27 protein-coding genes are annotated in these 24,938 nt (G+C 68.8%); 14 read left to right on the plus strand and 13 right to left on the minus strand.

Translation table 11 applies throughout. From position 1 onward, the window contains the following. Positions 1–60: 60 nt before the first annotated feature. From DFW101_RS13570 to DFW101_RS13600, 7 genes are all read left to right on the plus strand, one after another. On the plus strand, positions 61–906 hold the full coding sequence (locus tag DFW101_RS13570; RefSeq protein ID WP_009182094.1) for a 4-hydroxybenzoate octaprenyltransferase: 846 nt from the start codon (positions 61–63) through the stop codon (positions 904–906). Between the two features lie 10 nt (positions 907–916). After that, the gene (locus DFW101_RS13575) at positions 917–1,306 is read left to right on the plus strand and encodes a rhodanese-like domain-containing protein (RefSeq protein WP_009182095.1); all 390 of its coding nucleotides are present in this window, start codon (positions 917–919) and stop codon (positions 1,304–1,306) included. Between the two features lie 198 nt (positions 1,307–1,504). After that, positions 1,505–3,037, plus strand: a complete 1,533-nt coding sequence (locus tag DFW101_RS13580; protein ID WP_009182096.1) for a glycosyltransferase family 4 protein — start codon at positions 1,505–1,507, stop codon at positions 3,035–3,037. Next, complete coding sequence (locus DFW101_RS13585) at positions 3,034–4,161, plus strand: glycosyltransferase (RefSeq protein WP_009182097.1); 1,128 nt, start codon at positions 3,034–3,036, stop codon at positions 4,159–4,161. Before DFW101_RS13580 ends, DFW101_RS13585 begins: the two co-directional genes overlap by 4 nt. 104 nt (positions 4,162–4,265) lie before the next feature. Next, positions 4,266–4,595: a hypothetical protein gene (locus tag DFW101_RS13590; RefSeq protein WP_009182098.1), complete on the plus strand. Its 330-nt coding sequence runs from the start codon at positions 4,266–4,268 to the stop codon at positions 4,593–4,595. Beyond that, complete coding sequence (locus DFW101_RS13595; RefSeq protein WP_009182099.1) at positions 4,588–5,157, plus strand: WbuC family cupin fold metalloprotein; 570 nt, start codon at positions 4,588–4,590, stop codon at positions 5,155–5,157. The genes DFW101_RS13590 and DFW101_RS13595 overlap by 8 nt, the downstream gene beginning before the upstream one ends. A gap of 198 nt (positions 5,158–5,355) precedes the next feature. Continuing rightward, a complete protein-coding gene (locus DFW101_RS13600) occupies positions 5,356–6,018 on the plus strand; it encodes a peptidoglycan-binding protein (RefSeq protein ID WP_009182100.1) in 663 nt (220 codons plus the stop codon). An 18-nt stretch (positions 6,019–6,036) separates the two neighbouring features. Here DFW101_RS13600 and DFW101_RS13605 read toward each other — a convergent pair whose 3' ends face one another. The 3 genes from DFW101_RS13605 to DFW101_RS13615 all read right to left on the minus strand — a co-directional run bounded on the left by DFW101_RS13605 (position 6,037) and on the right by DFW101_RS13615 (position 9,338). Further along, positions 6,037–7,218 (minus strand): ABC transporter substrate-binding protein, encoded by a 1,182-nt coding sequence (locus tag DFW101_RS13605; RefSeq protein WP_009182101.1) that lies wholly within the window; start codon positions 7,216–7,218, stop codon positions 6,037–6,039. A gap of 9 nt (positions 7,219–7,227) precedes the next feature. Then, positions 7,228–8,301, minus strand: coding sequence for a tetraacyldisaccharide 4'-kinase (locus DFW101_RS13610; RefSeq protein ID WP_232286040.1), 1,074 nt, complete (start codon positions 8,299–8,301; stop codon positions 7,228–7,230). A 323-nt stretch (positions 8,302–8,624) separates the two neighbouring features. Next, entirely contained in the window at positions 8,625–9,338 is a 714-nt protein-coding gene (locus DFW101_RS13615) for a Bax inhibitor-1/YccA family protein (protein ID WP_009182103.1), read from the minus strand. Between the two features lie 81 nt (positions 9,339–9,419). Between DFW101_RS13615 and DFW101_RS13620 the strand changes: the two genes are divergently transcribed. From DFW101_RS13620 to DFW101_RS13630, 3 genes are read left to right on the plus strand one after another with little or no spacing between them, the layout of a single operon-like run. After that, entirely contained in the window at positions 9,420–10,439 is a 1,020-nt protein-coding gene (locus DFW101_RS13620; RefSeq protein ID WP_009182104.1) for an ABC transporter ATP-binding protein, read from the plus strand. Continuing rightward, positions 10,432–11,412 (plus strand): ABC transporter ATP-binding protein, encoded by a 981-nt coding sequence (locus DFW101_RS13625; RefSeq protein ID WP_009182105.1) that lies wholly within the window; start codon positions 10,432–10,434, stop codon positions 11,410–11,412. Before DFW101_RS13620 ends, DFW101_RS13625 begins: the two co-directional genes overlap by 8 nt. A 13-nt stretch (positions 11,413–11,425) precedes the next feature. Further along, the gene (locus tag DFW101_RS13630; protein ID WP_009182106.1) at positions 11,426–11,917 is read left to right on the plus strand and encodes a hypothetical protein; all 492 of its coding nucleotides are present in this window, start codon (positions 11,426–11,428) and stop codon (positions 11,915–11,917) included. A gap of 92 nt (positions 11,918–12,009) precedes the next feature. On the opposite strand, the gene DFW101_RS13635 is transcribed toward DFW101_RS13630, so the two are convergent. Next, complete coding sequence (locus tag DFW101_RS13635; RefSeq protein ID WP_009182107.1) at positions 12,010–12,333, minus strand: hypothetical protein; 324 nt, start codon at positions 12,331–12,333, stop codon at positions 12,010–12,012. Positions 12,334–12,482: 149 nt separating this feature from the next. Between DFW101_RS13635 and DFW101_RS13640 the strand changes: the two genes are divergently transcribed. Together DFW101_RS13640 and DFW101_RS13645 are read left to right on the plus strand one after the other, a co-directional pair. Further along, positions 12,483–12,881 carry a Ros/MucR family transcriptional regulator gene (locus DFW101_RS13640; RefSeq protein ID WP_009182108.1) on the plus strand — a complete coding sequence of 133 codons (399 nt, stop codon included), beginning with the start codon at positions 12,483–12,485 and terminating at the stop codon, positions 12,879–12,881. A gap of 379 nt (positions 12,882–13,260) precedes the next feature. Beyond that, complete coding sequence (locus DFW101_RS13645) at positions 13,261–13,614, plus strand: FmdB family zinc ribbon protein (RefSeq protein ID WP_009182109.1); 354 nt, start codon at positions 13,261–13,263, stop codon at positions 13,612–13,614. Positions 13,615–13,723: 109 nt separating this feature from the next. On the opposite strand, the gene DFW101_RS13650 is transcribed toward DFW101_RS13645, so the two are convergent. Genes DFW101_RS13650 through DFW101_RS13660 form a run of 3 tightly spaced genes read right to left on the minus strand, consistent with a single transcriptional unit; the run spans position 13,724 to position 17,855 of the window. Further along, positions 13,724–16,324 carry a cobyric acid synthase gene (locus DFW101_RS13650; RefSeq protein WP_009182110.1) on the minus strand — a complete coding sequence of 867 codons (2,601 nt, stop codon included), beginning with the start codon at positions 16,322–16,324 and terminating at the stop codon, positions 13,724–13,726. Further along, entirely contained in the window at positions 16,321–17,397 is a 1,077-nt protein-coding gene (locus tag DFW101_RS13655) for a PDC sensor domain-containing protein (RefSeq protein WP_009182111.1), read from the minus strand. Before DFW101_RS13655 ends, DFW101_RS13650 begins: the two co-directional genes overlap by 4 nt. A gap of 23 nt (positions 17,398–17,420) precedes the next feature. Then, on the minus strand, positions 17,421–17,855 hold the full coding sequence (locus DFW101_RS13660) for a YidH family protein (protein WP_009182112.1): 435 nt from the start codon (positions 17,853–17,855) through the stop codon (positions 17,421–17,423). A gap of 245 nt (positions 17,856–18,100) precedes the next feature. Here DFW101_RS13660 and DFW101_RS13665 point away from each other — a divergent pair, with 245 nt between their 5' ends. Further along, entirely contained in the window at positions 18,101–20,413 is a 2,313-nt protein-coding gene (locus tag DFW101_RS13665) for a nitric-oxide reductase large subunit (protein ID WP_009182113.1), read from the plus strand. A 112-nt stretch (positions 20,414–20,525) separates the two neighbouring features. Here DFW101_RS13665 and DFW101_RS13670 read toward each other — a convergent pair whose 3' ends face one another. Continuing rightward, entirely contained in the window at positions 20,526–20,852 is a 327-nt protein-coding gene (locus tag DFW101_RS13670; protein ID WP_009182114.1) for a zinc-ribbon domain-containing protein, read from the minus strand. Between the two features lie 88 nt (positions 20,853–20,940). On the opposite strand from DFW101_RS13670, the gene DFW101_RS13675 reads away from it, so the two are divergent. Continuing rightward, positions 20,941–21,138 (plus strand): 4Fe-4S domain-containing protein, encoded by a 198-nt coding sequence (locus tag DFW101_RS13675; RefSeq protein WP_009182115.1) that lies wholly within the window; start codon positions 20,941–20,943, stop codon positions 21,136–21,138. Positions 21,139–21,148: 10 nt separating this feature from the next. Here the strand turns inward: DFW101_RS13675 and DFW101_RS13680 are convergent, their stop codons facing one another. The 5 genes from DFW101_RS13680 to arfB all read right to left on the minus strand — a co-directional run bounded on the left by DFW101_RS13680 (position 21,149) and on the right by arfB (position 24,845). Next, positions 21,149–21,538: a hypothetical protein gene (locus DFW101_RS13680; protein WP_009182116.1), complete on the minus strand. Its 390-nt coding sequence runs from the start codon at positions 21,536–21,538 to the stop codon at positions 21,149–21,151. A 145-nt stretch (positions 21,539–21,683) separates the two neighbouring features. Continuing rightward, positions 21,684–23,549 (minus strand): carbamoyltransferase family protein, encoded by a 1,866-nt coding sequence (locus DFW101_RS13685; RefSeq protein WP_009182117.1) that lies wholly within the window; start codon positions 23,547–23,549, stop codon positions 21,684–21,686. Positions 23,550–23,560: 11 nt separating this feature from the next. Further along, entirely contained in the window at positions 23,561–23,710 is a 150-nt protein-coding gene (locus tag DFW101_RS19825) for a DUF5989 family protein (RefSeq protein WP_009106868.1), read from the minus strand. Between the two features lie 81 nt (positions 23,711–23,791). Next, positions 23,792–24,208: an SxtJ family membrane protein gene (locus tag DFW101_RS13690; RefSeq protein WP_009182118.1), complete on the minus strand. Its 417-nt coding sequence runs from the start codon at positions 24,206–24,208 to the stop codon at positions 23,792–23,794. A gap of 199 nt (positions 24,209–24,407) precedes the next feature. Then, positions 24,408–24,845: an alternative ribosome rescue aminoacyl-tRNA hydrolase ArfB gene (gene arfB / locus DFW101_RS13695; RefSeq protein WP_009182119.1), complete on the minus strand. Its 438-nt coding sequence runs from the start codon at positions 24,843–24,845 to the stop codon at positions 24,408–24,410. Positions 24,846–24,938 lie beyond the last annotated feature (93 nt).

A 24,938-nucleotide genomic window follows, 5' to 3' on the forward strand; every position in this document is an offset into this window, starting at 1 on the left:
TTTTTTCAAAAAGGGGTTTCCTCCCCCGGTTCCTGGCTTCCTTCCTCCCACGGAGGTCCCATGGTCGGTGCGCTGGCGCGGTTGGTGAAGGTGGAGCATTCGGTTTTCGCCTTGCCGTTCGCCTATATCGGGCTCTTTGTGGCGGCCGGCGGCTGGCCGGGCTGGCGGCCGTTTCTGCTCCTGACGCTGGCCATGGTGGCCATGCGGTCCTTTGCCATGGCCGTCAACCGGCTGGCCGACCTGCGCTATGACCGGCTAAATCCCCGCACGAGCCGGCGCGAGCTGGTGACGGGCGAGGTGCCAGTGCGGCAGGCCTGGGTGTTTGCGGCCGGGTGCGCGGTGGTCTTTGTGGGCGCCTGCGGGGGGCTCAATCCCCTGTGCCTGGCCCTGGCGCCGGTGGCCCTGGTTTGGGGAGCCTTTTACAGCCTGACCAAGCGGTTCACCTGGCTTTGCCATTTCGTCCTCGGCTCGGTGCTGGGGCTGGCCCCGGTGGCCGGCTGGCTGGCTGTCAGGCCCGAGTTCGCCCTGCCGGCGATTCTTTTCGGCTGCGGCGTGACCTGCTGGACGGCCGGGTTCGACGTGCTCTACGCCTGCCAGGACGTGGAGTTCGACCGGCAGCAGGGCCTCAAGTCCCTGCCGGCCCGGTTCGGGATCGGCACGGCCCTGGCCTTGGCCGCCTTTTCCCATGTCGATGCCGCGCTGTTCTACCTCCTGGCCGGCTATGCCGCCGGGTTGTCCTGGATCTATTACGCCTTCTGGGCGGTCTGTTCGGCCGTGCTCCTGGTCGAGCACCGGCTCATTTCCGAAAACGACCTGTCGCGGGTCAATGTGGCGTTTTTCACCCTGAACGGCATCGTGGCGGCCCTGCTCGGGGTTGGCACGCTGTTGGCCGTTTTTCTGCACTAAGGGGGCCGGTATGCGGTTCGTCCTTTTCCTTCTCGTTCTCCTCGTGTTGTGGGACGTGGCCTGGCTTATGGCCGGAGTGGGGCAGACGCTGCCCTGGCGGCTTAAGACCATGCGCAAGGACGGTGCCGGTCCGCAGCTCCTCGACGTGCGCACCCCGGCCGAGTACGCGCTCTTCCATATCCCCGGCGCGGTCAACCGGCCCGACGCCTTCGGCAAAAACGCCAAGGACCTCGGCCTCGATCCCGACCGGCCGGTGGTGGTCGTCTGCATGACCGGCCACCGATCGCCTTTCGTGGCCAAAAGGCTGGCCGACCAGGGTCTTGCCGCCACCAACCTGACCTGGGGCATGGCCGGCTGGAAGCTCGCCGGCGGCGAAACCCGCTCCGGCTCCGCCCAATAACCCTCCGCCCCTCCCTCCGCCCAGGGAGGCCGGGACTGTTTGTTGCGCCACCCCCTTTCGGGGGGTCCGGGGGGGATGATCCCCCCCGGCCGCCGGAGGCATCTTCCTCCGTCAAGGCACGGTGGACGCCGGTGCGGGCATGGCCTATGGTGCGCCGGTCGGCGGGCGGAGTCTGTCCGCGCCTGCCGTCCGAAACGTATGACGCCGATCGTATCCCTTTTCCTGGCCGCGCTTGGCCTGTCGCTCATGCTCACGCCGGTCGCCCGGTGGGTGGGGCGGCGGTTCGCCATCCTGGCCATGCCGCAAGCCCGCACGGTCCACACTTCGCCCATGCCGCGAAGCGGCGGCCTGGCCCTGTTTCTCACCTTTTTCGCCTGCCTGGCCCTGGCCCCCGAGTTTTTGCCGGCCCGGACCGTGGCCAAATTGTTCAACCGGCCCATGTGCTTCATCTACGCCGGGGCCTTGCTCATCTTTGCCGTGGGTTTTGCCGACGACAAGTGGACCCTGCCGTCGAAGCTCAAGCTCCTGGCCCAGGTCGCGGCCGCCAGCATCGCCTGCTGGGGCGGGGCGCGCATCGCCTTTTTCTCGCTCCCGGGTGAATTCGTCATCCATTTCGACGTGTTGTCCTACGTGGTCACGGTTTTCTGGTTCGTGCTGCTCATCAACGCCATCAACCTGATCGACGGCCTGGACGGGCTGGCTGCCGGGGTGGTCTTTTTCGGCAGCGCGGTGCAGGCGGTCCTGGCCGTCATGCGCGGCGAGTTCCACACGGCCGCGCTCTTCGGGGTCATGGCCGGGGCCACGCTCGGGTTTCTGCGCTACAACTTCAATCCGGCCAGCCTCTTTCTCGGCGACGGAGGCAGCTATTTCCTGGGCTACATGCTGGCGGCCCTGTCCGTTTCCGGCTCGGTCAAGAGCCAGGTCGGCGCGACGCTCCTCATGCCGCTCATCGCCCTTGGCGTGCCGCTCCTCGACACCATCACCGCGCCGCTGCGGCGGTTCATGCGCGGCCGGGACATGTTCGAGCCGGACAAGCGCCACGTGCACCACAAGCTGCTGAACCGCGGCTGGTCCCAGCGCAAGGTGGTGTTTTTCCTCTACGGCATCACCATTTTCCTGGCCCTGACCGCCCTGGTCCTGGTCAACCTGCGGGACGCGCCGGTGGGCCTTTTCCTGGTGGCCGTGGGCGCGGCCCTGGTGCTTCTGGTGCGTAAGGCCGGCTATTTCAGCTATTTCGCCGTGGACAAGATCCTCGGCTGGCTGCGCGACGTCTCGGACGACACCGGCATCGCCCGGAACCGGCGCACCTTCCTGCACCACCAGATCGAGATTTCCCAGGCGTCGGACGTCGAACAGCTGTGGACCCGGATGACCGAGGCCTTGGATTTGCTGCAGTTCGACATGGCCGAGATGGTCCTGTCCGGTACCGGGGCCGGATCGTGCCGCTTCCCCGGACCGCCTCTGGCGTCGGAAACGGCCGGCCCGAATGCCGCGCCGGCCTTCCGCTGGCGGCGCGAGGGCGGGGCGGCGGCGGACCGGGAACTCATGTGCTCGCCGACGGTCATGAAGCTCGAACTGCCGCTGATCGGCAAATCCGGCCAGACCTACGGGGCCTTGTGGCTGGTCATGAACCTGGCCGGGGACCCGATGAACGAATTCACGCTGCGCCGGGTGGAAAACCTGCGGCGCACGGTGATCGCGGCCCTGGACGGCCTGTCCGCCACGGCATGAGGGTCCTCCAAGTCGGGAAATTCTACCCGCCGGACGCCGGCGGCGTGGAAACCGCCACCCGGCAGGCGGCCGAGGGGCTGGCCCGCCTCGGCGCGACCGGCGAGGTCGTCTGCTTTGCCGGCTCCCATGCCCCGGACGGCGCGGCGGCCGTGTGGCCGGTCCACCGGCAGCCGGTCCTGGCCACCGTCGCGTCCCAGCCCCTGTCCCTGGCCTACGTCCGCAAGGTCGTGGCCCTGGCCCCGGGCTTCGACGTGCTCCACGTCCACCTGCCCAATCCCCTGGCCGGCCTGGCCCTGTTCCTGGCCCGGCCGCAGGCGGCCGTGGTCCTCCACTGGCACAGCGACGTCATCGGCAAGGGCCTGCTCGCCGCGGCTACCCGGCCCCTCGAAACCTGGCTCTGCCGCCGGGCCGACCTGGTCATCGGTCCCACGGCCGTGCACGTGGAACAGTCGGACCGGACACCGGAATTCGCCGGGAAAAGTGCTGTGGTGCCTTTTTGCGTGGACGCCTCCATGGCCCGGCCCGAAGCGGCCGACCCGGCCCGGGTGGCCGCCCTGCGGCAGCGGTTCGGCGGCCGGAAAATCGTCTTCGCCCTGGGGCGGCTGGTGCCCTACAAGGGTTTTGGCGTCCTCGTCGAGGCCGCCGCCCGCCTGCCCGAGGACGCGGTCACGGTCATCGGCGGCTGCGGCCCCCTGGCCGAGACCCTTGCCACCCAGATCGAAGCGGCCGGTCTGACAGACCGGGTCATCCTGCCCGGCCGCATTCCCGACGCCGGCCTGCCCGATTGGCTGGCCGCCTGCCACGTCTTTTGCCTGCCGTCGGTCACCCGGGCCGAGATGTTCGGCATCGTCCAGCTCGAAGCCATGGCCTTCGGCAAGCCCGTGGTCTCGACAGCCATCCCGCGCTCCGGCGTCCCCTGGGTCAACGCGGACGGCGAGACCGGCCTGCTCGTCCCGCCCGGCGACGCGCCGGCCCTGGCCCGTGCCCTCTCCCGGCTCCTGGCCGACCCGGCCCTTGGCGCCCGCCTCGGCCGTGGCGGGCGGGCCGCCGTGGCCGGCCGGTTCTCCCGGGCCGCCGTGGACGCGGCCCTCGGCCGGGCCTACGCCCGGCTTCGTCTCGCCTGATCCCGCAACCGTCTCTCCGGATATTCCCGTGGCCATTCCCGTCCCGCCTGGACAGGCGGCCGGGTCCATGGCTATAGGATGGGGAAACCGCAAAGGAGTTTGCCATGTCCGATCAAAAGTGCGCCTGCGGCTGCCCCGTGGGCTCGTTTTCCGCCATGACGCTGACCGCCTGGGGCCTGGCCCTGCTCTACGTCGTCTTCATGTTCATCGAGGCCACCACCATCCGCTGGTGGGTCATGCTGCCCCTGGCCCTGGCCAGCTTCTACCTGTTCCATGTCCAGCGCGGCCAGACCGAGGGCGCGGAGAAAAAAGCCTGCTGCTGGGGTTACTGGCTTATCATCGTCGCCTTCATCGTCCACGACATGTGCCTGTCCGGCCAGCTCGTGGCCGCTTACCACCGCCTGACCGCGGCCGGCCTGCCGCTCCATGGCTAACACGCTCTCCCTGCGCCGCATCTCGCCCCTGGCCACCCAGTCCGAACCCGGACGGTTCACCGTGGCGGATGCGGCGCTCCTGGCCCAGAAGGCCCGGGACGCGGCCGCCAATCCCCGCCAGCGCGAGATCCACCGCTTCCACACCGACAACGCGGCGACGCTCCACCGCATGGTAAACACCTTCCAGCCCGGCTCCTACGTGCGCCCCCACCGGCACCTCGATCCGCCAAAAGACGAATCCTTCGTGCTTTTGACCGGCCGCATGGGCTTCATCTGCTTTAAGGACGACGGCGGCTTCGAACCCGAAGACTGCGCCGTCCTCGACCGCGCCACCGGCGTCCTGGCCCTCGACGCCCCGGCCGGCGGCTGGCACGCCATCCTGGCGCTGGCCCCGGACACCGCCCTCTTCGAAGTCAAACCCGGCCCCTACAGCCCACTCTCCGACAAGGACTTCGCCCCCTTCGCCCCGGCCGAGGACGACCCGGCGGCCATGGACTACCTGCGGGAGACCGAAGACCGGTTCCGGAAGATCATGGGACTGGAGCCGCGCGACTGGACATAGCGGCGGTGCGGGGTGGGCCGGAAAGAGGCCTCCCCGGCCTGGTGGGCTCTCTCCCGGCCGGGGAGGGTTCGAGCGGAGTACCCCCCGGGTGGGGACCGGAGCAGAGTCCCCGGTCTTCTCTTTTCTTCGCTTGACGCAATCCCGGCGGCGTGGACTGATAGGGTTGTGGAGTCGTCCACTGCAACCGGAGGAAAGTCCATGCCGCCTGTCCGTTTTACCGAAGCACTGGCCCGGGAATACGAAGGGATTTTTGCCGGGGCCGCCATCCGGCCCGAACGCCTGTCCGAGGTCCGGGCCGGGGCCGGGCGGCTGGTGGCCGGGGAGCGGTGGTCCCGCTACCGGGCCGTCGAGGCCAGGACCGGGGTGCCGGCTCCTGTGGTCGGCATCCTGCACAGCCTGGAGTGCGGCGGCTCCTTTGCCGGCCACCTGCACAACGGCGATCCGCTGTCCGGCCGCACCGTCCGGGTGCCGGCGGGCCGGCCGGCAAAGGGCGTCCCGCCCTTCGCCTGGGAGGACAGCGCGGCGGACGCCTTGGGCCTGCACGGCCTCGACCGGTGGCGGGACTGGTCCGTTGCCGGGGTGGCCTACGTCCTCGAACGCTACAACGGCTTTGGCTACAGAAACCGCCGCCCGCCCGTGCCGAGCCCGTACCTGTGGAGCTTCACCACGGCCTATGCTTCGGGAAAATACGTGGCCGACGGCAGGTGGTCGGCCACGGCCGTCAGCCGCCAGTGCGGGGGCATGGCGCTCTTGCGGGTGTTGCTGGAGACGGGCCGGGTCCGGCTGCCGGAGGCCGAGGCGCAGGGGGCCGGAAGGCCGGTGCCCGCGCCGGAGGCGGGGGAGGCGGCCCGGCCGGCCTGAGGACATCCGGGCCGGGCGTCACGGCCCGGGGCAGGGGGGCGGAGGCGGCAGTTCCCGGGATTCGGTGGTGGAGCCGCCTCTGGTGACGCGGCTTATGACCAGGGATTTGACCGGGTTGCCGTCGTCCACGAAGTCGAAGCGGCCGGTGACGCCGTCGTAGGCGGGCAGGTCCATGAGGGCCCGGGTCACGGCCTCGGGCTCGACCGAGCCGGCCTGTTGCACGGCGGCCAGCACCACGCCCACCGCGTCCTGGGTCAGGGCCCCCAGTTCCGTGGGCGGCCGTTTGCGCTCGCGGCGAAAGGCGTCGGCGTATTGGCCGGACCGCCCGCCCGGCGCGTCCTCGCGCCAGTGGTCCACGTAGTAGGCCCCGTCAAAGGCGGAAAGCCGCGAGATCTCCGGCCCGTCCCAGGCGTCGCCGCCAAAGAGCGTGCCGGTGAAGCCGGCCTTTCGGGCGGCCAGGCCGAGGAGCACGGATTCCTTGCTGGCGTTCGGCAGGAAAAGCGCCTGGGGCTTCCCGGCCAGGGCCTCCCGCAGGAGGGGGGCGAAGTCGCGGTCGCGGTCCTCGTAGGCAAAGACCCGGGCCGTGCCGCCGCAGGCCGTGAAGGCCTGGAGGAAGGCCTCGGTCAGGGACGTGCTCGACAGGCTGTCCTTGTTGGCGATCACGGCCACCCGGTCGAAGTGGAGTTCGTTTCGGGCCAGCCGGCCGAGGACCGCGCCCTGGAAGGCGTCGGTGAAGGCGATGCGGAAGATGTGGGGCCGGCCGGCCGTGACCACCGCCGCCGTGGCCGAGGGCGCGATGAGCGGCACGCCGGCCGTCTCGGCGGCCAGGGCTGCGGCGTTGGCCAGCTCGCTCGGGTAGGGGCCGATGACGGCCATGACGTGTTGCCTGGCCACCAGGTCGGCCACGGCCCGGGCCGCGCCGTCGGTCGAATCCTTGTCGTCGGCGAAAAAAAGGCTCACGCGGCAGGGACGGCCGTTGACGACCGGAAAGCCGTAGCGGTTGGCGGTTTCCACGGCGAACCGGGCCGCTTCCAGGGCGTCGCGGCCGGCCCGGAATCCCTCGCCGCTAAACGTGGCCACGAATCCCAGCCGCACCTCCGGCCCCTTGGGGGCGAAACAGCCGGACAGGGCCGCAAGCGCCGCCAGGGTCAGCGTCAGCAGGGCCAGCATGGTGGCCGGAAAGCGGGGCTGGCTCGGCATGGCGTCCTCTCACGAGGTGTGGCGCTCCCGGGACACGGCCCGATAGGCCGCCTCCCACCAGGAAAGAAAGGGAACGTCGGTGAAAAGCGTCGGCCCGAACACGACCTCCGGATCATAGGTCCAGACGGCGTAGCCGTCGAGGGCCCGGCCGCCCTGGCGGAGCTTCAAGGCCAGCCGGGGCGAGGTCAGGATGGTTTTGACCCGCAGCCGTTCGGCATCGGCCCGCAGGTTCTCGAAATCCTGGCGCGTGAAGCGGTGGCGGTCGTGGATGAAAAAGGCCAGCCGGGGCGAGGCGCCGAGGTTGCGGCGCAGGAGTTCCGGCAGGATGTCGCGGTCGGATTCGCCAAGGACCGCGATGTAGGGCTCCTCGGCCAGGGCCTCGGCCGTGGCCGGGCCGTCCGGGCCCCGCCAGCGCCAGATGGAGAAGGTCAGGCCGAAGACCGGCTTGCCGTAGGGAGCCAGCCGGGCCTTGGCCGCTTCCATGGCCGCGTCCAGGGACAGGGGGCCGGCAAAGACGCAAAAGGCCGAGGCCCGGGCCAGGGCCGTGGCGTCCAGGCGCCAGGCGCCGGCCGGAAAGACCTTGTTCCAGCCCGGCCCCAGGTCGTCGGGGGTAAGGAGGGCCAGCTCGATGTCCTTTTTGAGGCGGGCGTCGGCAAAGGCGTCCTCGAGCAGCAGCAGGTCCGGGGCGAAGGAGCGCACCGCGGCCGTGGCGGCCCGGGCCGGGTCGGAGTCGATGATGAAGCGGCCGGCCGGGTCGTAACTGGCCAGCAGCGCCGCCTCGATGCCGGATTCGTCCGGATCGCCGCCCGGGGTCACCTGGAAGGGCACGGCCGGCGGGTGGCCGTCCCCGAGGGGCCCGGCCACGGCCGCGCCAACCCCCCGGGCCCTGGCCCAGCCAAGGAGCCAGGAGGTGAGCAGCACCCGGCCCCGGCAATCGGCCGACAGGCCGCCGACGCCGGCGGTCGCCGCCTGGGGCCGGCAGGTCCGCAAGAGGCCCAGGGCGTGGGCCTTTCGCCGCAGGCGCTGGTACAGGGCGAAGAGCCGGGACGGCGGCACGAGCAGCGCCCGGAGGGCGCGTTTCACGTGTTCGGCGATCGGCTGGCGGGTGGCAAGGGAAACGGAGGGGCGGGGCCGCCCCTCCGTCTTTTTTCGTCTGGTGTTTCGCATCGCTAGGCCGGCGCTCCGGGCATCCGTCCGGGGGCGCGGGGATCGGGCGATGCGGTCATGGCGTTTTGCTTCAAAAGGCGTTCCCGGGCCAGGGCTCGCGCGGACGGCCGGCCAGGAAAGGGCCGGCGGCGCGTCCTAGGGTCGCGCCCATGAAAAAGTACATACTTTTTCATGGATAACCATCAGAGATGATTAAGTTTTCTTAAAAAATACTGACGTATTTTTTAAAGTTCGCAACACTAGTCGCGGTTGGAGCCGCTGAAAAGCCGCAGCATCATGAGGAACAGGTTGATGAAGTCGAGATACAAGGTCAGGGCCCCGAGGATGGTGCCCCGCCGCACGGCCGTAGCGTCGTCGGCCGGAGCCATTTCACCCATGACCTTGAGCTTTTGCGTGTCGTAGGCCGTCAGCCCCAAAAACACCAGCACGCCCACGCACGAGATGATGAAGTCCATCATGGCGCTTTTGGTGAAGATGTTGATCACCGAGGCGATGACGATGCCGACAAGGCCCATGAAGAGGAAGCTGCCAAACGAGGTCAGGTCCTTTTTGGTCAACAGGCCGTAGAGACTCATGGCCCCGAACATGCCGCCGGTGACAAAAAAGGCGTTGAAGATGGCAGCCTTGGCGTAGACGGCGAAGATCGCGGCCAGGGTGATGCCGTTTAGGGCGCTGTAAAGCAGGAACAGGCCGCTGGCCGCGCCGGCGGACAGGCGGTTGATGGCGGCCGAAATGCCGATCACCAGGCCGAATTCGGCGATGATCAGGCCAAAAAACAGGATCTGGTTGCCGAAAACGGCCTGCATCATGGCCGGGCTCGATACCGTGAAGGCCGAAGCGCCGGCCGTAAGCAAGAGCCCCAGGCACATCCAGCCGTAGACGCCGCGCATGAAGGCGTTTACAACCTCGACGCGGGACTGCGTCGTTTGCATGGAGCGGTACGGATAGCTCATGAGAGTCCTCCTTGAAAAGACGGGCTGTCCTTTATGGGTTTATAACGCGCCGATGGGCGGGTGGCAAGGGGAGCGGGACGGATGGTGCCAGACGACGGCCAGGGGGCCGCGATGCCGGCCGGCGCCGGCCAGCGGGCGTTTGCGCCGCTGCTTTCCGTCGAGGGCCTGACCACGGTCTTCGACACGCCCTCCGGCCCGCTTCGGGCCGTGGACGGGGTGGATCTGGCCATCGGCCGGGGCGAGGTCCTGGCCGTGGTCGGGGAATCGGGCTGCGGCAAGACCGTGCTGGCCCTGTCCATTCTGGGCCTCGTCTCGCCGCCCGGGCGGATCGTGTCCGGCCGGGCGGTCTTCGGCGGCCAGGATCTCCTCGCCCTGCCCGAGGGCAAACGCCGGACCATCCGGGGCAGCCGGGCCTCCATGATCTTCCAGGAGCCCATGACTTCGCTCAATCCGGTCCTTTCCATCGGCGACCAGGTGGCCGAGCCCGTGCGCGTCCACCGCCGCGCCTCGCGCCGGGAGGCGCTCGCGGCGGCCGGGGCCATGCTCGACCGGGTGGGCCTGTCGGGCGCCGGCCGGCGGCTTCGGGCCTATCCCCACGAGCTGTCCGGCGGCCAGCGCCAGCGGGTCATGATCGCCATGGCCCTCATCCTTTCGCCCGAACTCCTCATCGCCGACGAGCCGACCACGGCGCTCGACGTCACGGTTCAGCGCCAGATCCTCGACCTGATGCTCGGCCTGGCCCGGGACACGGGCACGGCCATCGCGCTCGTCACCCACAACCTGGGCGTGGTGGCCGAGACGGCCGAGAACGTGGCGGTCATGTATTCCGGCCGGCTGGTGGAGTACGGGGCCGTGGCCGATTTCTTGCGCGAACCGGCCCATCCCTACGGCCAGGGGCTTCTCGCCTCCCTGCCGCGCCTGTCCGACCGGGGCCGGCGGCTGACCCCCATCCCGGGCACGGTGCCGAGCCTGGCCGACCTGCCGACAGGCTGCCATTTCCATCCCCGCTGCCCCCGGGCCTTTGCCCCGTGCGCCCGGGACATCCCGCCCCTTTTCGACCTGCCGGACGGGCGGCGCGTGAGGTGCTGGCTCTATGGCTGAGGTCACGGGCGCGTCGCCCATCCTGGAACTCTCCGGCCTCTCGCGCCACTACCAGTCCAGCCTGGGCTTTTTTTCGGGCGCCGTCCGCCGGACCCTGGCCGTCGATGGCGTGGACCTCGTTATCGCCCCGGGCGAGACCCTGGGGCTGGTCGGGGAATCGGGCTGCGGCAAGTCCACCCTGGCGCGGCTCGCCGTCGGCCTCGAACCGCCGACGGCCGGCCGCGTGCGCGTGGCCGGCCTCGACCCCTGGGCCGGGGACGCCGCGGCCCGGGCGCGCCTGCCGCATCTGGTGCAGATGATTTTCCAGGACCCCTTCGCCTCGCTCAATCCGCGCCTGCCCATCGGCTGGACCGTGGCCGAGGGGCTTTTGGCCATGGGGGTCGGGTCGCGGCGGGAGCGGCGGGAGCGGGTCATGGAACTCCTGGCCCAGGTCGGGCTTTTGCCCGAGCACGCCCGGCGCTTTCCGCACCAGTTCTCGGGCGGCCAGCGGCAGCGGGTGGCCGTGGCCCGGGCCCTCGCCCTCTCCCCGGCGCTCCTCGTCTGCGACGAGCCGGTTTCGGCCCTTGACGTCTCGGTCCAGGCCCAGGTGGTCAACCTCCTGGCCGACCTCAAGGCCAGGCTGGGCCTGGCCTACCTGTTCATTTCCCACGACCTTGCCGTGGTCGGCCATTTGAGCGATAGGGTGGCGGTGATGTACCTGGGGCGGATCGTGGAGCTGGCCCCGGTGCGGGAGCTTTACGACGGCCCGGTCCATCCGTATACCAGGGCGCTTCTGGACGCGGTGCCGGGGCTCGATCCCGGCCGACGCGCGCCGGCCGTCCTTGCCGGAGAGGCTCCGGACCCGGCCGCGCCGCCCCCGGGCTGTCCCTTTCATCCCCGCTGCGACCGGGCCGTGGCCGCCTGCGCCGAAGACGCGCCGCCCCTGGCCGAAGTCGCGCCGGGACATTTTGCGCGTTGCGCGCGGCCGCTATAAAGGAGAGCATTCCATGGATCCTATCGAGAAAGCCAGCGAAGAGATCTTTCGCGTCTTCATGGTCGAGCACTGGGCCCGTTTCTATTTCGCGGTGGAGCAGGACGGCGTGGTGTTCCTGGACGTGCCCGAGGAGGCCATGGCCGAACTCAAGGCGGAGCACCCGTTTCTGGCCGAGTTCGTGGCCAGCATAAACGGCCAGCCCATCGACATGGAGTCCTCGCGCCGGGCCATCGGCGAATTCGTGTTCCGGTCCTTCGAGGGGGGCACCTTTCCCCAGGGCACCATGGCCAAGGCCTTCGACAGCAAGCCCTTTGCCATGCGGATGCGACTTTTTTCCGTCTGGCTGTCCGGCCACGAAGGCCAGCTCGACGCCGAACCCATGCCGTTTGCCGTCTGGGACACGCTGTTTGCCCAGTGGCGCCAGGACCCGGCCGTGCTCCGTTTCGCCGCCAGCCTGGCCGCAGCCGGCAATCCCGAAGTTCCCTCCAGCGGCAGCGTGCACTAGGGCCGCGTCCGCACCTCTCTGTCTTGTTCCGGCGTCCGGCCTGCCGCTTGCGCGGTCTTGCCGGACGCCGTTCCCATCTGCTGTCCGGCCGCCTATTTCTTGAACCGCCACCCCCGGTGGCGCATGCAGGTGGCGTACACGTCGAGGTTGGCGTCGTCCTCGGCCGCGTTGGCCACGAACCGGTCGGCCTGGGCCTCGATGGTCGGATCGAATTCGAAGCGTTCCAGGCCATAGGTGGGCTGCACGGTGTCGTTGGCTTCCTGTTTGCAGATGGCCGAGTCCACGGCCAGCCGCTCTTTGGCCCGGGCCGGGTCGGCGATGTCCGGATTGACGTAGGCGTGGCCGCAGCCGGCCAGAAGGCAGGCCGCCGGCACCAGCAGCCGCAGCAGGAGACGCGGGAACGCGGTGGGCGTCATGGGTGTTCCTTTGGGAGATGGATTTCCCCTGGGATATTTTCTCCGTCGTCCCGGCGCAACCTTTTTTCGGCTCTCGACAACGTACCCGGCCGGGTATTGTCTTTTTTCGCGGAAAGCTGCTATAGGGGCTCTTTAGGGAGGTGTATGCAATGGATACGTATTTGTCGCTCGCTTTGGATATTGTGAAGGCGCAGGCCAAAACCAGGAACATGACCGAGGAAGAGATCACCGGCATGGTGTCGAAGCTGGCCACGAGCATCCGGACCATTGATTCCGGCGCACCGGCCGCACCGGGCGGGGAGGGGCCGGCCGGTTCCCTTGATGCGAAAAAGGCCGTCAAGGAACGCAGCATCACCTGCATGGAATCCGGCAAGGCGTTCAAGATCCTGACCCGGCGTCATCTGGCCAAATTCGGCCTCACGCCGGAGCAGTATCGGGAAAAATGGAGCTACCCCAAAGGCATGCCCCTGGTGTGCAAGTCGCTGCAACGGGAGCGGCGCAAGAAGATGCGCGAAATGAAGCTGTGGGAGCGCCGGGGCAAGGCCTAGCCGGAGTCTTCGAAACCAGTCGGGCCGCCTTACGCAAGAAGGACGGGCAGGACCTTCTTGTTTCCCCTTGCAGGGCGCGATCTTGTTGCAGGTGATCCTTCGGGCCGGGACGTTCTCCGGCCTGCCCCCGCCGTCCCGGTTCCGTTGGCTGCGTGCCGCCGTTTTTTCCTTTCCCGGCCGGTCCGGCCGGTCCGGATTTTTTCCCGCCGGTTGCGCCTCTTGACTGTCCGGCGAATCCGCTTACTTTTCTTGGCGCTCGACGTTGTCGAGTGCTGCCGGAACCGTGCGGCGGCGGGAACCGGCCCTTGACAAACAAGGGCCGAAGGATGAGTTGTTGCGGCCGGCCATGCCGGCCAAATGCGCGACAGGGGAGAGCGAAATGCCCATCTACGAATACAAGTGCGGCGAGTGCGGGAAGGTTTTCGAGGTCTTGCAGAAAAAGTTCGACGTGGACGAAGCGGCCTGCGAGGCCTGCGGCGCCACCGGCCGGCGCATCATGTCGAACACGTCGTTCGTGCTCAAAGGCACGGGATGGTACGTCACGGACTACAAGGGCAACGGCGGCTGCAGCGCCGCCGGCGGCAACGGCAACGGCAAGTCCGCCGCCTCCACGGACGCCGCGTCCTCTTCCGGCGAAGCCGCCGCGTCCACGCCCTGCGCCAAGGCCGCCTCGGACGGCGGTTGCGGCTCCTGCAAGAGCGCCCCGGCCGCCACGCCGGCTTCCGGCTCCTGAGACCAGCCGGTCTTCGCCGGCACCCTTCTTTTTTGCCTCACGCGCCGTATGCGCCGCGCCGTCCGGTCCGCCCGGACGACGCCGGCGGATGCGGCGCGCTTCTTTTGGCCTACAGCCCCATCAGCCGGCGGATGACCGCCATGTCGCAGGCGGCCTCCAGGGCGTCGGCCAGCCGGTCGAGGGCCGGCTCCAGGTCGTAGGCTGTGAGGGTTCCGACGGGCGGCAGGCCTCGCCGCTGCCGCAGGCCGTTTAAGAAATGCCGGCGAAAGCCGTCGGCGTCGAACAGGCCGTGCAGGTAGGCTCCCCACACAGGAAGGTCCGGCCGGGCGTAGCCGATGGGCGCACCGTCCGTCCGGGTGACGGCCACCCCGGCCCCGGCCCCGGCCCCGGTCATGACCCGGGTCAGGCCGTGGTGGATCTCGTAGCCGTGAAGCGGCAGGCCGGTCGGCGTGTGGACGGCCCGGGTGGCGGCCAGGGTCTTTTCGGCCACAAGCTCGGTGGAGAGCGGCAAAAGCCCAAGCCCTTCCCCGGTGCCCCGGCCCGATTCCAGGCCCAGGGGATCGGCCACCTCCTGCCCGAGCATCTGCAGGCCGGCGCAAAGGCCCACCACCTCCGTTTTCCCCTCCCGGGCCAGGGCGGCGACGGCCCCGGCCAGCCCCGTTTCCTTGAGCCAGGCCAGGTCGGCCAGGGTGTTCTTGCTGCCGGGCAAAAGGACCGCGTCCGGACGGCCCAGGGCGGCGGCCTCGGCCACCCGGCGAAGCCGGACGTCCGGCTCCACGGCCAGGGCGTCCAGGTCCGTGAAATTGGACACGCGCGGCAGATCGACGACCGCGATGTCGAGGCAGTCCGGATCGCTGGGCGGGGCCTCGCCGAGCGTCTTCCCGTCCTTGAAGGAGACCGAATCCTCCTCCGGCAGCCCGAGGGCGGGCAGATACGGCACCACGCCAAGGACCGGCCGGCCGGTCAGGTCGCGCAGGAAGTCGTTGGCCGGGGCCAGCAGGCCGGCGTCGCCGCGAAACCGGTTGAGGACGTAGCCGCCGATGCGGGCCCGCTCGGCCTCGGTCAGGCACTCCATGGTGCCGGCGATGGCGGCAAAGGCCCCGCCCCGGTCGATGTCCGCGACCAGAATCGCCCGGGCCCCGGCGTGGGCGGCCATGGCCATGTTGACGATGTCGTGGGCCTTCAGGTTCACCTCGGCCGGGCTGCCGGCCCCCTCCAGCACCATGGCGTCGGCCGTGGCGGCAAGGGTGTCGTAGGCCTCGCGGGCGGCGGCGAAGGCGGTCGGCTTGTAGGCGATGTACTGCCCCACCCGCATGACGCCGACGGGCCGGCCCATGACGATGACCTGGGAGCCGACGTCGGAGGTGGGTTTGAGTAACACCGGGTTCATGCGCGCGTCCGGAGCCAGGTTGCAGGCCCGGGCCTGCAGGATCTGCGCCCGACCCATCTCCAGGCCGTCGGCCGTGACCCCGGAATTGAGCGACATGTTCTGGGCCTTAAACGGCGCGACCCGAAGGCCCGACCGGGCGAGCACCCGGCAAAGGCCGGCGCACAGGACCGATTTGCCGGCGTTGGAGGCCGTGCCGAGGACCATGAGGGCCGGGGTCCGGCGCCTGGGCCGAAAGGCCGGGGCCCGGGGCGGATCGAGGATGGCGGCCAGGGCGGTGAGCACCCGGTCGGTTTCGGCCAGGGGCCGCACGGCCACCCGGACGTAGCGGTCCGAGAGGCCCGAGAAATTGGCGCAGTCGCGAAGGGCGACGCCGTGTTCGGCCAGGACCCGGCGGCAGAGTTCGGTGGAGGACAGGGCGTCCATGGGCAGCCGGGCCAGGAGGAAATTGGCCGCGCCCGGATAGACGGTGAGGCCAAGCCGGATCAAGCCGTCGGCCAGCCGGTCGCGCAACCGGGGCAGGGCGGCCCGGGTTTTTTCCAGGTAGGCCGCGTCGCCGAGGGCCCGGGCGCCCACGGCCTGGGCCAGGGTGTTGACCGACCACGGGGGCAGGTTCTTGCGGACCCAGTCGGCCAGGTCGGGGCTGGCGGCGAGCAGCCCCAGGCGCAGGCCCGGGATGGCGAAGGATTTGGTCAGGGACAGGAGGACCGCCACGTTGTGGGGCCGGTCGGCGCCGGCCAGGGACTCGAAGCCCGGGACGAAATCGGCAAAGGCCTCGTCCACCACGAACAGGCTCTGGGGATGCCGGCCGGCCATCTCCCGGATGGCGGCCGCGGGCACGGTCCGGCCGGTGGGGTTGTTGGGGCTGGCGACGATGACCAGGGACGGCGAGCGCAGCACGCCCTCGATCCGGTCGGTGTGGACCGCGAAGCCGTCGAGTTCGGTCAGGGGCAGGCGGCGGATGTCGAAGCCGCCCTTGTGGACCGCCGTGGCGTAGTCGGCATAGGACGGGGTCGGGATGACGGCCCGGGCCAGTCCGGTGGAGCGGGGCAGGGCGTAAAGGATTTCGCTCGTGCCGTTCGCGGCCACGAAATGGGAGGCCGGGGCCCCGTAGCGCCGGCTGGCCGCGGCCAGGAGGGCGGTGGCGTCCGGGTCCGGGTAGTGGACGAGGTCCGAGACGGCGGCGCTGATGGTGGTGCGCAGCCAGTCCGGGGGCCCGAGCGGATTGATGCTGGCCGAGGCGTCGAGGAGGTCTCCGGGATCGCGGCCGGCGGACCGGGCCAGGGCGAGGCGGTTGCCGCCGTGGGGGAAGGATTCGTTCATCGGGCCGCCTTTTGGGGAACGAGCAGCACCAGATACCAGCCCGTGGCGGCCAGCCGCGTGGCCAGCACCGCGTCCCGGCCCTGGGTGAAGACGATGGGGTTTTCCCGGTCGGTCTCGTGCCGGGCGACCACCTCCTCGCCGGCCTGGTTGAGGGCCGCGTCCGGCGAGGCCAGCCCCTTTTCCAGGCCAAGGGCGGCCAGCCCCCGGTCGGCCCGGAAATAGACCACCGCGTCCCCGGCCTTGCCGTTTTCGCGCTCGATAAAGGCCGACACCGTGGCGTCGCTGGCCGCGATGGCCTTGCCGCGCCGGTTCATGAGCACCGCCCGGCCCCCGGGGATGCCGGCCAGGTCGGCCATTACGCGGCTCGAAAGCTGGGCCAGGGTCACGTCGCGGGAGGAGACGGCCAAAAGCGTCTCCCCGTCGTAGACCGGGCAGGAGACCGTGACCATCATGCCGGCCCCGGCCAGGTCGAGGTAGGGCGACAGCCAGCCGCAGGCTTTCCCCTTGAAATCGGCGGCGGTGTAGAAGTCTTTTTCCGTGGGCTGGTAGTTGCCGACGGCCTCGGCCAGGGGCAGATAGGGGTAGATGGCGAAGTTCTGGCCCGGGGTGGTCAGGTAGACCCAGGAAAAGGGCAGGGCGTCGTGGGCGGCGGCCATGGCCGGGCCGAGCCGGGACAGGACAGAGAGCTGCCGGAAGGTCTCGTCCGTGAAGTTTTCGCCGTCGTAGAAAAGAAGCGCCGGACACGGGGCCTCGGCGGCCGGTTCCGGGCCGCAGGGGCTTTGCCGGTCGCGGAAGGCCACCACCCCGTCCTTGACCGCGTAGTTCTGCAGGAACCGGCCGCGCTCCTCGGGGGTCGGGGGCGCGGTGTCGCGGGCGAGGGCCGCGTAGGCCGCGCCGAGGGAGGCGGCGCTTCGGGCCACGGCGGCCAGGGTGTCGTCCAGGCGGCCGGCGGCCTCGGTGACGACGGCCCGGGCGAGCGGCGGGGCCTCGGCCGTTTTGGCGGCCAGGGCCGGCGGAAACGCGGCCGAGGCGGCCAGCAAGAGCCCGAGGACGAATGTCGTGACAACAGGCATGGACAGACCTCCGCAAGCGTCGTTCATTGGGCGATCAGATGCCAGAACACGGAAAAAAGTCCGAGGATGATGCCGACCACCGCCGCCGTGAACACGATGTCCGGCACGGGGGAAAAGACCTTGGCCCCGGTGTTGATGCAGCGGCGGATGTACCAGAAGCGCCAGACGGCCACGACCATGACGAGCACGCCCACGGCAAAGGTGGAGAGCGTCACGGCCTCGGTGTGCAGGTGCTTTTGGGCCACGCCGGAAAAAAGGGGCACGTCCTGGATCTGGCGGATGAAAAAGTCGAAGCGCTCGATGACGAAGCTGAAGCCGAAAAGGGCCAGGCCCGTGCGGCACCAGGCCAGGAACGTCCGTTCGTTGGCCAGGTGGTTGCGCTGCCAGGCCAGGAGCACCTGGGGATTGGAGAGGTCGTAGGGGGCGTCGGCAGGCCCTTTGGGCGTGGCATCGGGCATGGCGGCTCCTTGGTCGCGTCTGGCTGGTCGAGTACCCTGCCAGGCCCGGGCCGGTCAACGCCGGCCGCGGCGGCGCAGGCGGCCCGGGGACATCCATTCCTTGCCGGCCTTTGGCGGCGGGGCCGGGCCGCCTCTTTTCCTTGTCTCGTCCCGCAAGAAGCCGCAGGGAGGATTACTTCCTTTTGAAAAAGGCGTATGCGGGCGACAGGCTCTTTTTTCGTCTTTCATACGCAAAGGAGGCGGGCATGCAGGTTGAGGGGATTGCCAGGCAGAGGCTGTCCGGCTGGTGGCGCAAGGCCGTTTTGGCGGTCCTTGTCATCGGCTTCGGGCTGGAGATCCTGATCACGTTCCAGGCCTATCGCCAGGCGCCACCCATTCCCGAGCGCGTGGTCGGCCCTGCGGGGGAGGTCGTCTTCACGGGCGCGGACGTTACGGCCGGGCAGCAGGTCTTCCTGCGCTACGGGCTCATGGAGAACGGCTCGATCTGGGGGCACGGGGCCTATCTCGGCCCGGACTTCTCGGCCCAGTACCTCCACGACCTGGGGCTTGCGGCCAACCGGAGCCTGGCCTTGTCCCGGTTCGGCCGGCCGTTCGAGGAGCTGTCCGCCGAGGAGCGCCAGGCCGTGTCCGCCACGGTCGCCTCCCGGCTCAAGGAGAACCGCTTCGACGCCGCCCGAAACGTCCTCACCTTCACCGACGACGAAGTCCGGTCCTTCGAGGACCAGATCCGGCGGTGGACCGACTATTTCTCCAACCCGGCCGTAAACGGCGGCCTGACCGCCGGCTACATCCGGGACCCCAAGGAACTGCGCGACCTGACGGCCTTTTTCGCCTGGACGGCCTGGGTCTCCATCGCCAACCGGCCGGGCGAGGCCTTCTCCTACACCAACAATTTCCCCTACGATCCCCTGCTCGGCAACACGCCGACCAGCCAAATGGTGTTGTGGAGCGCGCTGAGCCTCATCACCCTCCTGACCGGCATCGCGCTGGTGCTTTTCGCCTTTGGCAAATTCGAATACCTGGGCTGGAAGGGCACGGGGGAGCATGTGCATCCGAAAATGCTCCCCGGCGTGGCCGGGCCGACCCAGCGGGCGATCATCAAGTACTTCGTGGCCGCCTCCCTGCTTTTCCTGGTCCAGGTGCTGGTCGGCGGGGCCACCGCCCACTACCGGGCCGAGCCGGGCGACTTTTACGGCTTCGACCTGGCCGCGTTCTTGCCGAGCAACATCCTGCGGACCTGGCACCTGCAATCGGCCATCTTCTGGATCGCCACCTCCTTTGTGGGCGGCGGGCTGTTGCTGGGCCAGGCCCTTGGCGAAAAGGAACCGAAAGGCCAGGCCATGGCCATCCACGGCCTGTTCTGGGCCCTGGTCCTGGTCGTGGTCGGAAGCCTTCTCGGGGAGCTGGCCGGCATCAACCGGCTCCTGGGGGACCTGTGGTTCTGGTTCGGGCACCAGGGCTGGGAATACCTGGACCTGGGCCGGGGCTGGCAGATCCTCTTGGCCATCGGGCTGATCGGCTGGGTGGTCCTTTTGCTGCGAAGCGTCATGCCGGCCCTGCTCGACCCGGAGCGGCGCGAGATCTCGACGCTTTTCATGCTGGCGGCCTCGGCCATCCCGATCTTTTACCTGCCGGCGTTTTTCTTCGGCGGCGCCACCAACTTCACCATCGTGGACAACTGGCGGTTCTGGATCATCCACCTCTGGGTGGAGGGCTTTTTCGAGCTCTTCGTCACGGTCATGGTGGCGGTGACCTTTTTCCGGCTCGGCCTCGTCACCCGGCTGACCGCCGCCCGGGTCATCTACCTCGACGCCATCCTCTTTCTCGGCAGCGGCATCGTCGGCACGGGCCACCACTGGTATTTCAGCGGCCAGACCAACCTCAACCTGTCGCTCTCGGCCCTTTTTTCGGCCATGGAGGTCGTGCCGCTGACGCTTTTGACCCTGGACGCCTGGGATTTCGTCAAGCTGACCGACTCGGAGTGCGCGGTTTGCGGGCAGCGGGTGAACATCCCGCACAAGTGGGCCTTTTATTTCCTCATGGCCGTCGGATTCTGGAACTTCGTCGGGGCCGGCATCTTCGGCTTCCTGATCAACCTGCCCATTGTCAGCTATTTCGAGGTCGGGACGATTCTCACCCCCAATCACGGGCACATGGCGCTGATGGGCGTCTTCGGCATGGAGGCGTTGGCCCTTATGGTCCTGGCCTTCCGGCAGGTGCTGACCGCAGACCAGTGGCGCGGCCCGGAGCGGTTCATCCGGATCTCCTTCTGGGGGCTTAACTTCGGGCTGCTCCTCATGGTGGTCGGGAGCCTCTTTCCGGGCGGCGTGCTGCAGGTCTACGACGTGCTGACCAACGGCTATTGGCACGCCCGGAGCCTCGACTACCTGGGGCGCGACCTCAGCCGGCTCATCGAATGGGGACGGCTGCCCGGGGATACGGTCTTCATCGTGGCCGGGGTCGCGCCCATGGCCATCGCCGCCGTCATGACCTACCTGCGCATGCGGCAGACCCCGGCGGCGGTTCCCGGAGAGGCGGGGGGAAGGCCCGTCGGCTAGCGACTAAGGAGGCGGCGTTTCCGCCAGTGTGGCGGCGCAGCCGTCTCGCGCGGGTCGCCGGAGCGGAGGGAAGCGGGGACGCGGCCGGGAACCGGCCGCGTCCCCGCTCACGTTAGAGGCGGCGCAGCCAGACGGCCAGGGCGCACAGCGCGACCAGGGGATAAAGCGGCCACTGGACGCCGGAATACAGAAACCAGGCCACGCCCCCGCCGAGCAAGGCGGCATAGACGCAGGCCTCGACATACCGTCCGCCACCCCGGCCGGGCCTGGCCCAGCCCTGGAAGTCGAGGAGCCGGGAGGCCGGGCGCGGCGCGTCCCCGGTCCCGGCCTCGTCCGGGGCGTCTTCGTGGTTCTCGCGGCCGGACTGGAGCTTGTGGCCGCAGACCGGGCAGAACCGTATCCGGTCGGGGCTCTCGGCCCCGCATTTGTTGCACCGCATGCCGCGCCAGGCGACCTCCTCGTTGACAATGCCGCCCGCAAACATAAATGGAAAAGGTTCCCTTTGCCACACAAACCGAGGAACGCCCATGGAGACGACCCTGCACGGCTACAGCGTCAATCCCGTCTGCTGCAACGGCTGCGGCGCCTGCGCGTCGCTGGTCCCGGAGCTTTTCGCCATGGACGAGGCCACGGAAAAGCCGGTCCTGCTGCTGGCCGAGGCCCCGGCCGCAGCCATCGAGCAGGCCATGGCCTTTTGTCCCCACGACTGCATCGAGATGGACTGAAGGAACGCGGCTAGGGGCTGCCGCAGCAGCGGGCGACGCGCTGTTTGGAGCAGGCGATGGCGTCCACGGCCACGGTGACGCACCCGGCCGTGTCGTCGCGGTGGATGCGGCCCGAGGGCATGCGGCCGTGCCAGACACGGCTGGTGAAGATGGCGTGGTCGCCGTTTATCTGGACGTAGAATTCCGCGAAGCCCTTGGCGAAGAACGAATTGAAGACGTAGATTCCGTCGCGGATGCCGACAAAGCTGTACTTGTCCGGCTCCTTGCAGGTCAGGATGGCCAGGGCCTGGCGGAAGGCGCAGGCCAGGACCGTCTGTTCGTCAAAGGCGGCGGCCCGTCCCGGCAGCCCGAGAACGGCGGCCAGGGCCACGGCCAGGCAAAGCGTCGCCAACCGTTTCATAGAAGCCTCCCGGGCGCGATTCCGCCGCCCTCTCCCGGTCCTTTTCGTCGGCGGCCGGTTTTCCTTTAGCCCTGGGGCCGGGCGGCATTGTCGCCTTCCTTCCCGACGAAGAAGGCCGCCCTCGGGCGGCCTTTGCACATTCTGTCTAATCCAGTTCGTATTCGTCGCGCCAGTCGCCGGCGTCGCCGTAGTCGGGCTGGTTGGTCTTGTCAAAGAGGCAGTCGCCGATGACCAGGTAGTCCATTTCCGTGCGCATGAAGCAGCGGTAGGCGTCTTCGGGCGTGCAGACGATGGGCTCGCCCCGGACGTTGAAGCTGGTGTTGACGATGACCGGACAGCCGTGGCGGTCGGCGAAGGTTTTGATCAGCCGGTGGTAGCGGGGATTGGTCCGCTCGTGCACGGTCTGGATGCGGGCCGAGAAGTCCACGTGGGTGATGGCCGGCAGGTCCGAGCGGGAGACGTAGAGCCGGTCGAACATCGGCTTTTCCCAGTAGCCGTCCGGCAGGTCGTGGCGGAGCTTTTCGGCCACGGGCGCAACCAGCAGCATGTAGGGCGAGGGCCGGTCGAGGACGAAGCACTCGGACGCCGCCTCGGCCAGGACCGAGGGGGCGAAGGGCCGGAAGCCCTCGCGGTATTTGATCTTGAGATTGAGCTTCTTCTGCATTTCCGGGTTTCGGGGATCGCCGAGGATGCTCCTGCCGCCGAGGGCCCGGGGGCCGTATTCCATGCGGCCCTGGAACCAGCCGACCACCTTGCCGTCGGCCAGCAGATCGGCCACCGTGGCGCACAGGGCGTCGAAGTCGTCGTGGACCGCGCACGGCGCGTCGTGGCGCGAGGCCACGCGCACGGCGTCCTTGCGGGTGAATTCCGGGCCGAGATACGAGCCGGCCATGCGGTCCATGGCCCCCTCGGGCAGGGGGGCGCGGTCGTGGCCGGACCAGATGTGCCGGGCGGCGAGCGCCGCGCCCAGGGCCCCGCCGGCGTCGCCGGCGGCCGGCTGGATCCAGACGTCGTCAAAGATCCCCTCGCGCAAAAGCTTGCCGTTGGCCACGCAGTTGAGCGAGACGCCGCCAGCCATGACGAGGTTTTTACAGCCGGTCATCTCCCGGGCCGTCCTGGCCAGGCGCAGGACCACGTCCTCGGTCACCTGCTGGATGGCGAGCGCCATGTCCATGTGCTCCTGGGACAGCTCCGACTCGGAGGCCCGGCGCGGCAGGCCAAAGAGGGCCTCCCACTTGCCGTCGCGGCACATGGTCAGCCCGGTCGCGTAGTCGAAGTAGGCCATGTTGAGGAGCATGGACCCGTCCGGCCGCAGGTCCACCAGCGCGTCCAGGATCTTTTGCCTGTAGTCCGCCACCCGCTCCGAGCCCTCGATGCCGTACGGGGCCAGGCCCATGAGCTTGTATTCGCCGGAATTGACCTTGAAGCCGCAGTAGTAGGTGAAGGCGGAATAGAGGAGCCCGAGCGAGTGCGGGAAATCCAGCTCGCGAAGGAACGTGATGTCCTTGCCGCGCCCGAGGCCGATGGTGGTGGTCGACCACTCGCCCACGCCGTCGATGGTCAGGATGGCGGCCTCGTCAAAGGGCGAGGGGTAGAAGGCCGAGGCGGCATGGGACAGGTGGTGCTCGGGAAAAAGGATGCGCGGCTTGCCCTGGCCGAGCTTGGCCAGTTCCTCGCGCAGCATCTTTTTCATGAAGAGCTTTTCCTTGATCCACACCGGCATGGCCGACAGGAAGCTCACCACGCCGCGCGGAGCGAACCCGTGGTAGGTCTCCATCAGCCGCTCGAACTTGAGGTAGGGCTTGTCGTAAAAGGCGATGGCTTCGAGCTCGGACAGGCCGATGCCGGCTTCTTCCAGCACGTAGGCCGCGGCCTTTTGGGGAAAGGCCGCGTCGTGTTTCTTGCGCGTGAACCGCTCCTCATGGGCGGCGGCCACGATTTCGCCGTCCCGGAGCAGGGCGGCGGCGCTGTCGTGGTAGTAGGCGGAAATTCCCAGGATGTATTGGGCCATGGGATTCCCGCTTAAAAGAGCGTGTAGATGAACGGCGCCACGGCCGTGCCGCTGGTCAGGACCACCAGGACGCCGAAGAGCAGCAGCACGAGGATGATGGGCAACAGCCAGAATTTTTTCCGGACCCGCAAAAAGCCCCACAGTTCAGTCAGAAATTCCATAGTGCCTCCAAGGGACGCCCGGGCCGCAATGGGCCTTGGGCGGCAGATTGGTCGTGTCGGTCGCGGCGCGCGGACGCGGCGTCAAAACGGCTGTTCAATGTCCGCGGCCACAAAGGCGTGGTCCCGGACCCGGAAGACCGAGCCTTCGCCTTTCTTGAACTGGCGGGCGCGCATGGGGTCCTTGCCGCAAAGGGTGCGCAGGATGCCCATGGGCGAGAGCACCAGGTAAAAAATGAGAGACAGGAGCACCTTGGACATGACCGTGCCGAGCACGTGGGACAGGCCGAACCACAGCTTGGCCGCCGGCTTGAACAAGGACGGCGAGATCATGTCGAGGAGCAGGATGCCGGCCGCGATGGTCGCATAGCGGACCTCGCGGGTGACGAAAAAAACGATCAGGCTCACAAGGACCAGGGCCATGCCCGTGTCCTTGGCCTGTTCCCGGGTAGCGGAAAGCCAAAACGGCTTCTTCTGGCGTTTTTGTTCCAGTGAGGACATGGGGTGGTTGCTCCGGATCGGGCGTTGGGGCCCGGCGGCACGCGGCCGCTGGGACAGGCTTCCCTAGCCCGGGGCGGCGGAGCGCGTCAAGGGCGGCCCCGGGCCGGGGGGCGTGGGCGGGTGTGCGCCCTGGTGGCCCGTCGAGGAAGGGGCAGGGAGGAGCCCTCCCGGCCCGCCGGAGGCATCGTTTCCCCGCTTGCTAGTCCTCTGACGCAGGGCGCGAGGCGCGCTGGCGCTTGAGGGCGCCGTGCTGCTTCTTGGTGTCCAGGCGGCGGTGCTTGGAGGCCAGGGTGGCCCGGGTCTTCTTGCGGGGGGGCAGGGGGGTCAGGGCGTCGCGCAGGAGTTCCACGAAACGGGCCACGGCCAGTTCCTTGTTGGCGGTCTGGCTGCGGGTGGTCTGGGAGATGATGCGCAAGAGCCCGTCCTTGCCGATGCGCGAACCGAGCGCCTGCCGGATACGGTCCTTGTCGGCGTCGGTCAGGCTCGGCGAGGCGGCGAGGTCGAACCACAAGGTGATGCGGGTGCTGACTTTGTTGACGTTCTGGCCGCCCGGGCCGCTGCTCCGCGAGGCGGTAAACGTCAGTTCGTCGGCCGGGATGGCCACCCTGCCGGTGATGCGTACGAGCGTTTCGTCCATGGCCGCCTCCCAATCCACGCATTCTACCCAAAACCGGGCACCAGGGACAGTCTCAATCCCCTTTCGGGAGGGTCCGGGAGGGGGTGACCCCCT

The organism is Solidesulfovibrio carbinoliphilus subsp. oakridgensis (assembly GCF_000177215.2).
Taxonomy (GTDB): Bacteria; Desulfobacterota; Desulfovibrionia; order Desulfovibrionales; family Desulfovibrionaceae; genus Solidesulfovibrio; species Solidesulfovibrio carbinoliphilus.

Excerpts from the sequence above, each read along its gene's own strand:
- DFW101_RS13570 (WP_009182094.1), top strand. The coding sequence starts at position 61 with ATGGTCGGTGCGCTGGCGCGGTTGGTGAAGGTGGAGCATTCGGTTTTC.
- DFW101_RS13575 (WP_009182095.1), top strand. The coding sequence starts at position 917 with ATGCGGTTCGTCCTTTTCCTTCTCGTTCTCCTCGTGTTGTGGGACGTG.
- DFW101_RS13580 (WP_009182096.1), top strand. The coding sequence starts at position 1,505 with ATGACGCCGATCGTATCCCTTTTCCTGGCCGCGCTTGGCCTGTCGCTC.
- DFW101_RS13585 (WP_009182097.1), top strand. The coding sequence starts at position 3,034 with ATGAGGGTCCTCCAAGTCGGGAAATTCTACCCGCCGGACGCCGGCGGC.
- DFW101_RS13590 (WP_009182098.1), top strand. The coding sequence starts at position 4,266 with ATGTCCGATCAAAAGTGCGCCTGCGGCTGCCCCGTGGGCTCGTTTTCC.
- DFW101_RS13595 (WP_009182099.1), top strand. The coding sequence starts at position 4,588 with ATGGCTAACACGCTCTCCCTGCGCCGCATCTCGCCCCTGGCCACCCAG.
- DFW101_RS13600 (WP_009182100.1), top strand. The coding sequence starts at position 5,356 with ATGCCGCCTGTCCGTTTTACCGAAGCACTGGCCCGGGAATACGAAGGG.
- DFW101_RS13605 (WP_009182101.1), bottom strand. The coding sequence starts at position 7,218 with ATGCCGAGCCAGCCCCGCTTTCCGGCCACCATGCTGGCCCTGCTGACG.
- DFW101_RS13615 (WP_009182103.1), bottom strand. The coding sequence starts at position 9,338 with ATGAGCTATCCGTACCGCTCCATGCAAACGACGCAGTCCCGCGTCGAG.
- DFW101_RS13620 (WP_009182104.1), top strand. The coding sequence starts at position 9,420 with ATGGTGCCAGACGACGGCCAGGGGGCCGCGATGCCGGCCGGCGCCGGC.
- DFW101_RS13625 (WP_009182105.1), top strand. The coding sequence starts at position 10,432 with ATGGCTGAGGTCACGGGCGCGTCGCCCATCCTGGAACTCTCCGGCCTC.
- DFW101_RS13630 (WP_009182106.1), top strand. The coding sequence starts at position 11,426 with ATGGATCCTATCGAGAAAGCCAGCGAAGAGATCTTTCGCGTCTTCATG.
- DFW101_RS13635 (WP_009182107.1), bottom strand. The coding sequence starts at position 12,333 with ATGACGCCCACCGCGTTCCCGCGTCTCCTGCTGCGGCTGCTGGTGCCG.
- DFW101_RS13640 (WP_009182108.1), top strand. The coding sequence starts at position 12,483 with ATGGATACGTATTTGTCGCTCGCTTTGGATATTGTGAAGGCGCAGGCC.
- DFW101_RS13645 (WP_009182109.1), top strand. The coding sequence starts at position 13,261 with ATGCCCATCTACGAATACAAGTGCGGCGAGTGCGGGAAGGTTTTCGAG.
- DFW101_RS13650 (WP_009182110.1), bottom strand. The coding sequence starts at position 16,324 with ATGAACGAATCCTTCCCCCACGGCGGCAACCGCCTCGCCCTGGCCCGG.
- DFW101_RS13655 (WP_009182111.1), bottom strand. The coding sequence starts at position 17,397 with ATGCCTGTTGTCACGACATTCGTCCTCGGGCTCTTGCTGGCCGCCTCG.
- DFW101_RS13660 (WP_009182112.1), bottom strand. The coding sequence starts at position 17,855 with ATGCCCGATGCCACGCCCAAAGGGCCTGCCGACGCCCCCTACGACCTC.
- DFW101_RS13665 (WP_009182113.1), top strand. The coding sequence starts at position 18,101 with ATGCAGGTTGAGGGGATTGCCAGGCAGAGGCTGTCCGGCTGGTGGCGC.
- DFW101_RS13670 (WP_009182114.1), bottom strand. The coding sequence starts at position 20,852 with ATGCGGTGCAACAAATGCGGGGCCGAGAGCCCCGACCGGATACGGTTC.
- DFW101_RS13675 (WP_009182115.1), top strand. The coding sequence starts at position 20,941 with ATGGAGACGACCCTGCACGGCTACAGCGTCAATCCCGTCTGCTGCAAC.
- DFW101_RS13680 (WP_009182116.1), bottom strand. The coding sequence starts at position 21,538 with ATGAAACGGTTGGCGACGCTTTGCCTGGCCGTGGCCCTGGCCGCCGTT.
- DFW101_RS13685 (WP_009182117.1), bottom strand. The coding sequence starts at position 23,549 with ATGGCCCAATACATCCTGGGAATTTCCGCCTACTACCACGACAGCGCC.
- DFW101_RS19825 (WP_009106868.1), bottom strand. The coding sequence starts at position 23,710 with ATGGAATTTCTGACTGAACTGTGGGGCTTTTTGCGGGTCCGGAAAAAA.
- DFW101_RS13690 (WP_009182118.1), bottom strand. The coding sequence starts at position 24,208 with ATGTCCTCACTGGAACAAAAACGCCAGAAGAAGCCGTTTTGGCTTTCC.
- arfB (WP_009182119.1), bottom strand. The coding sequence starts at position 24,845 with ATGGACGAAACGCTCGTACGCATCACCGGCAGGGTGGCCATCCCGGCC.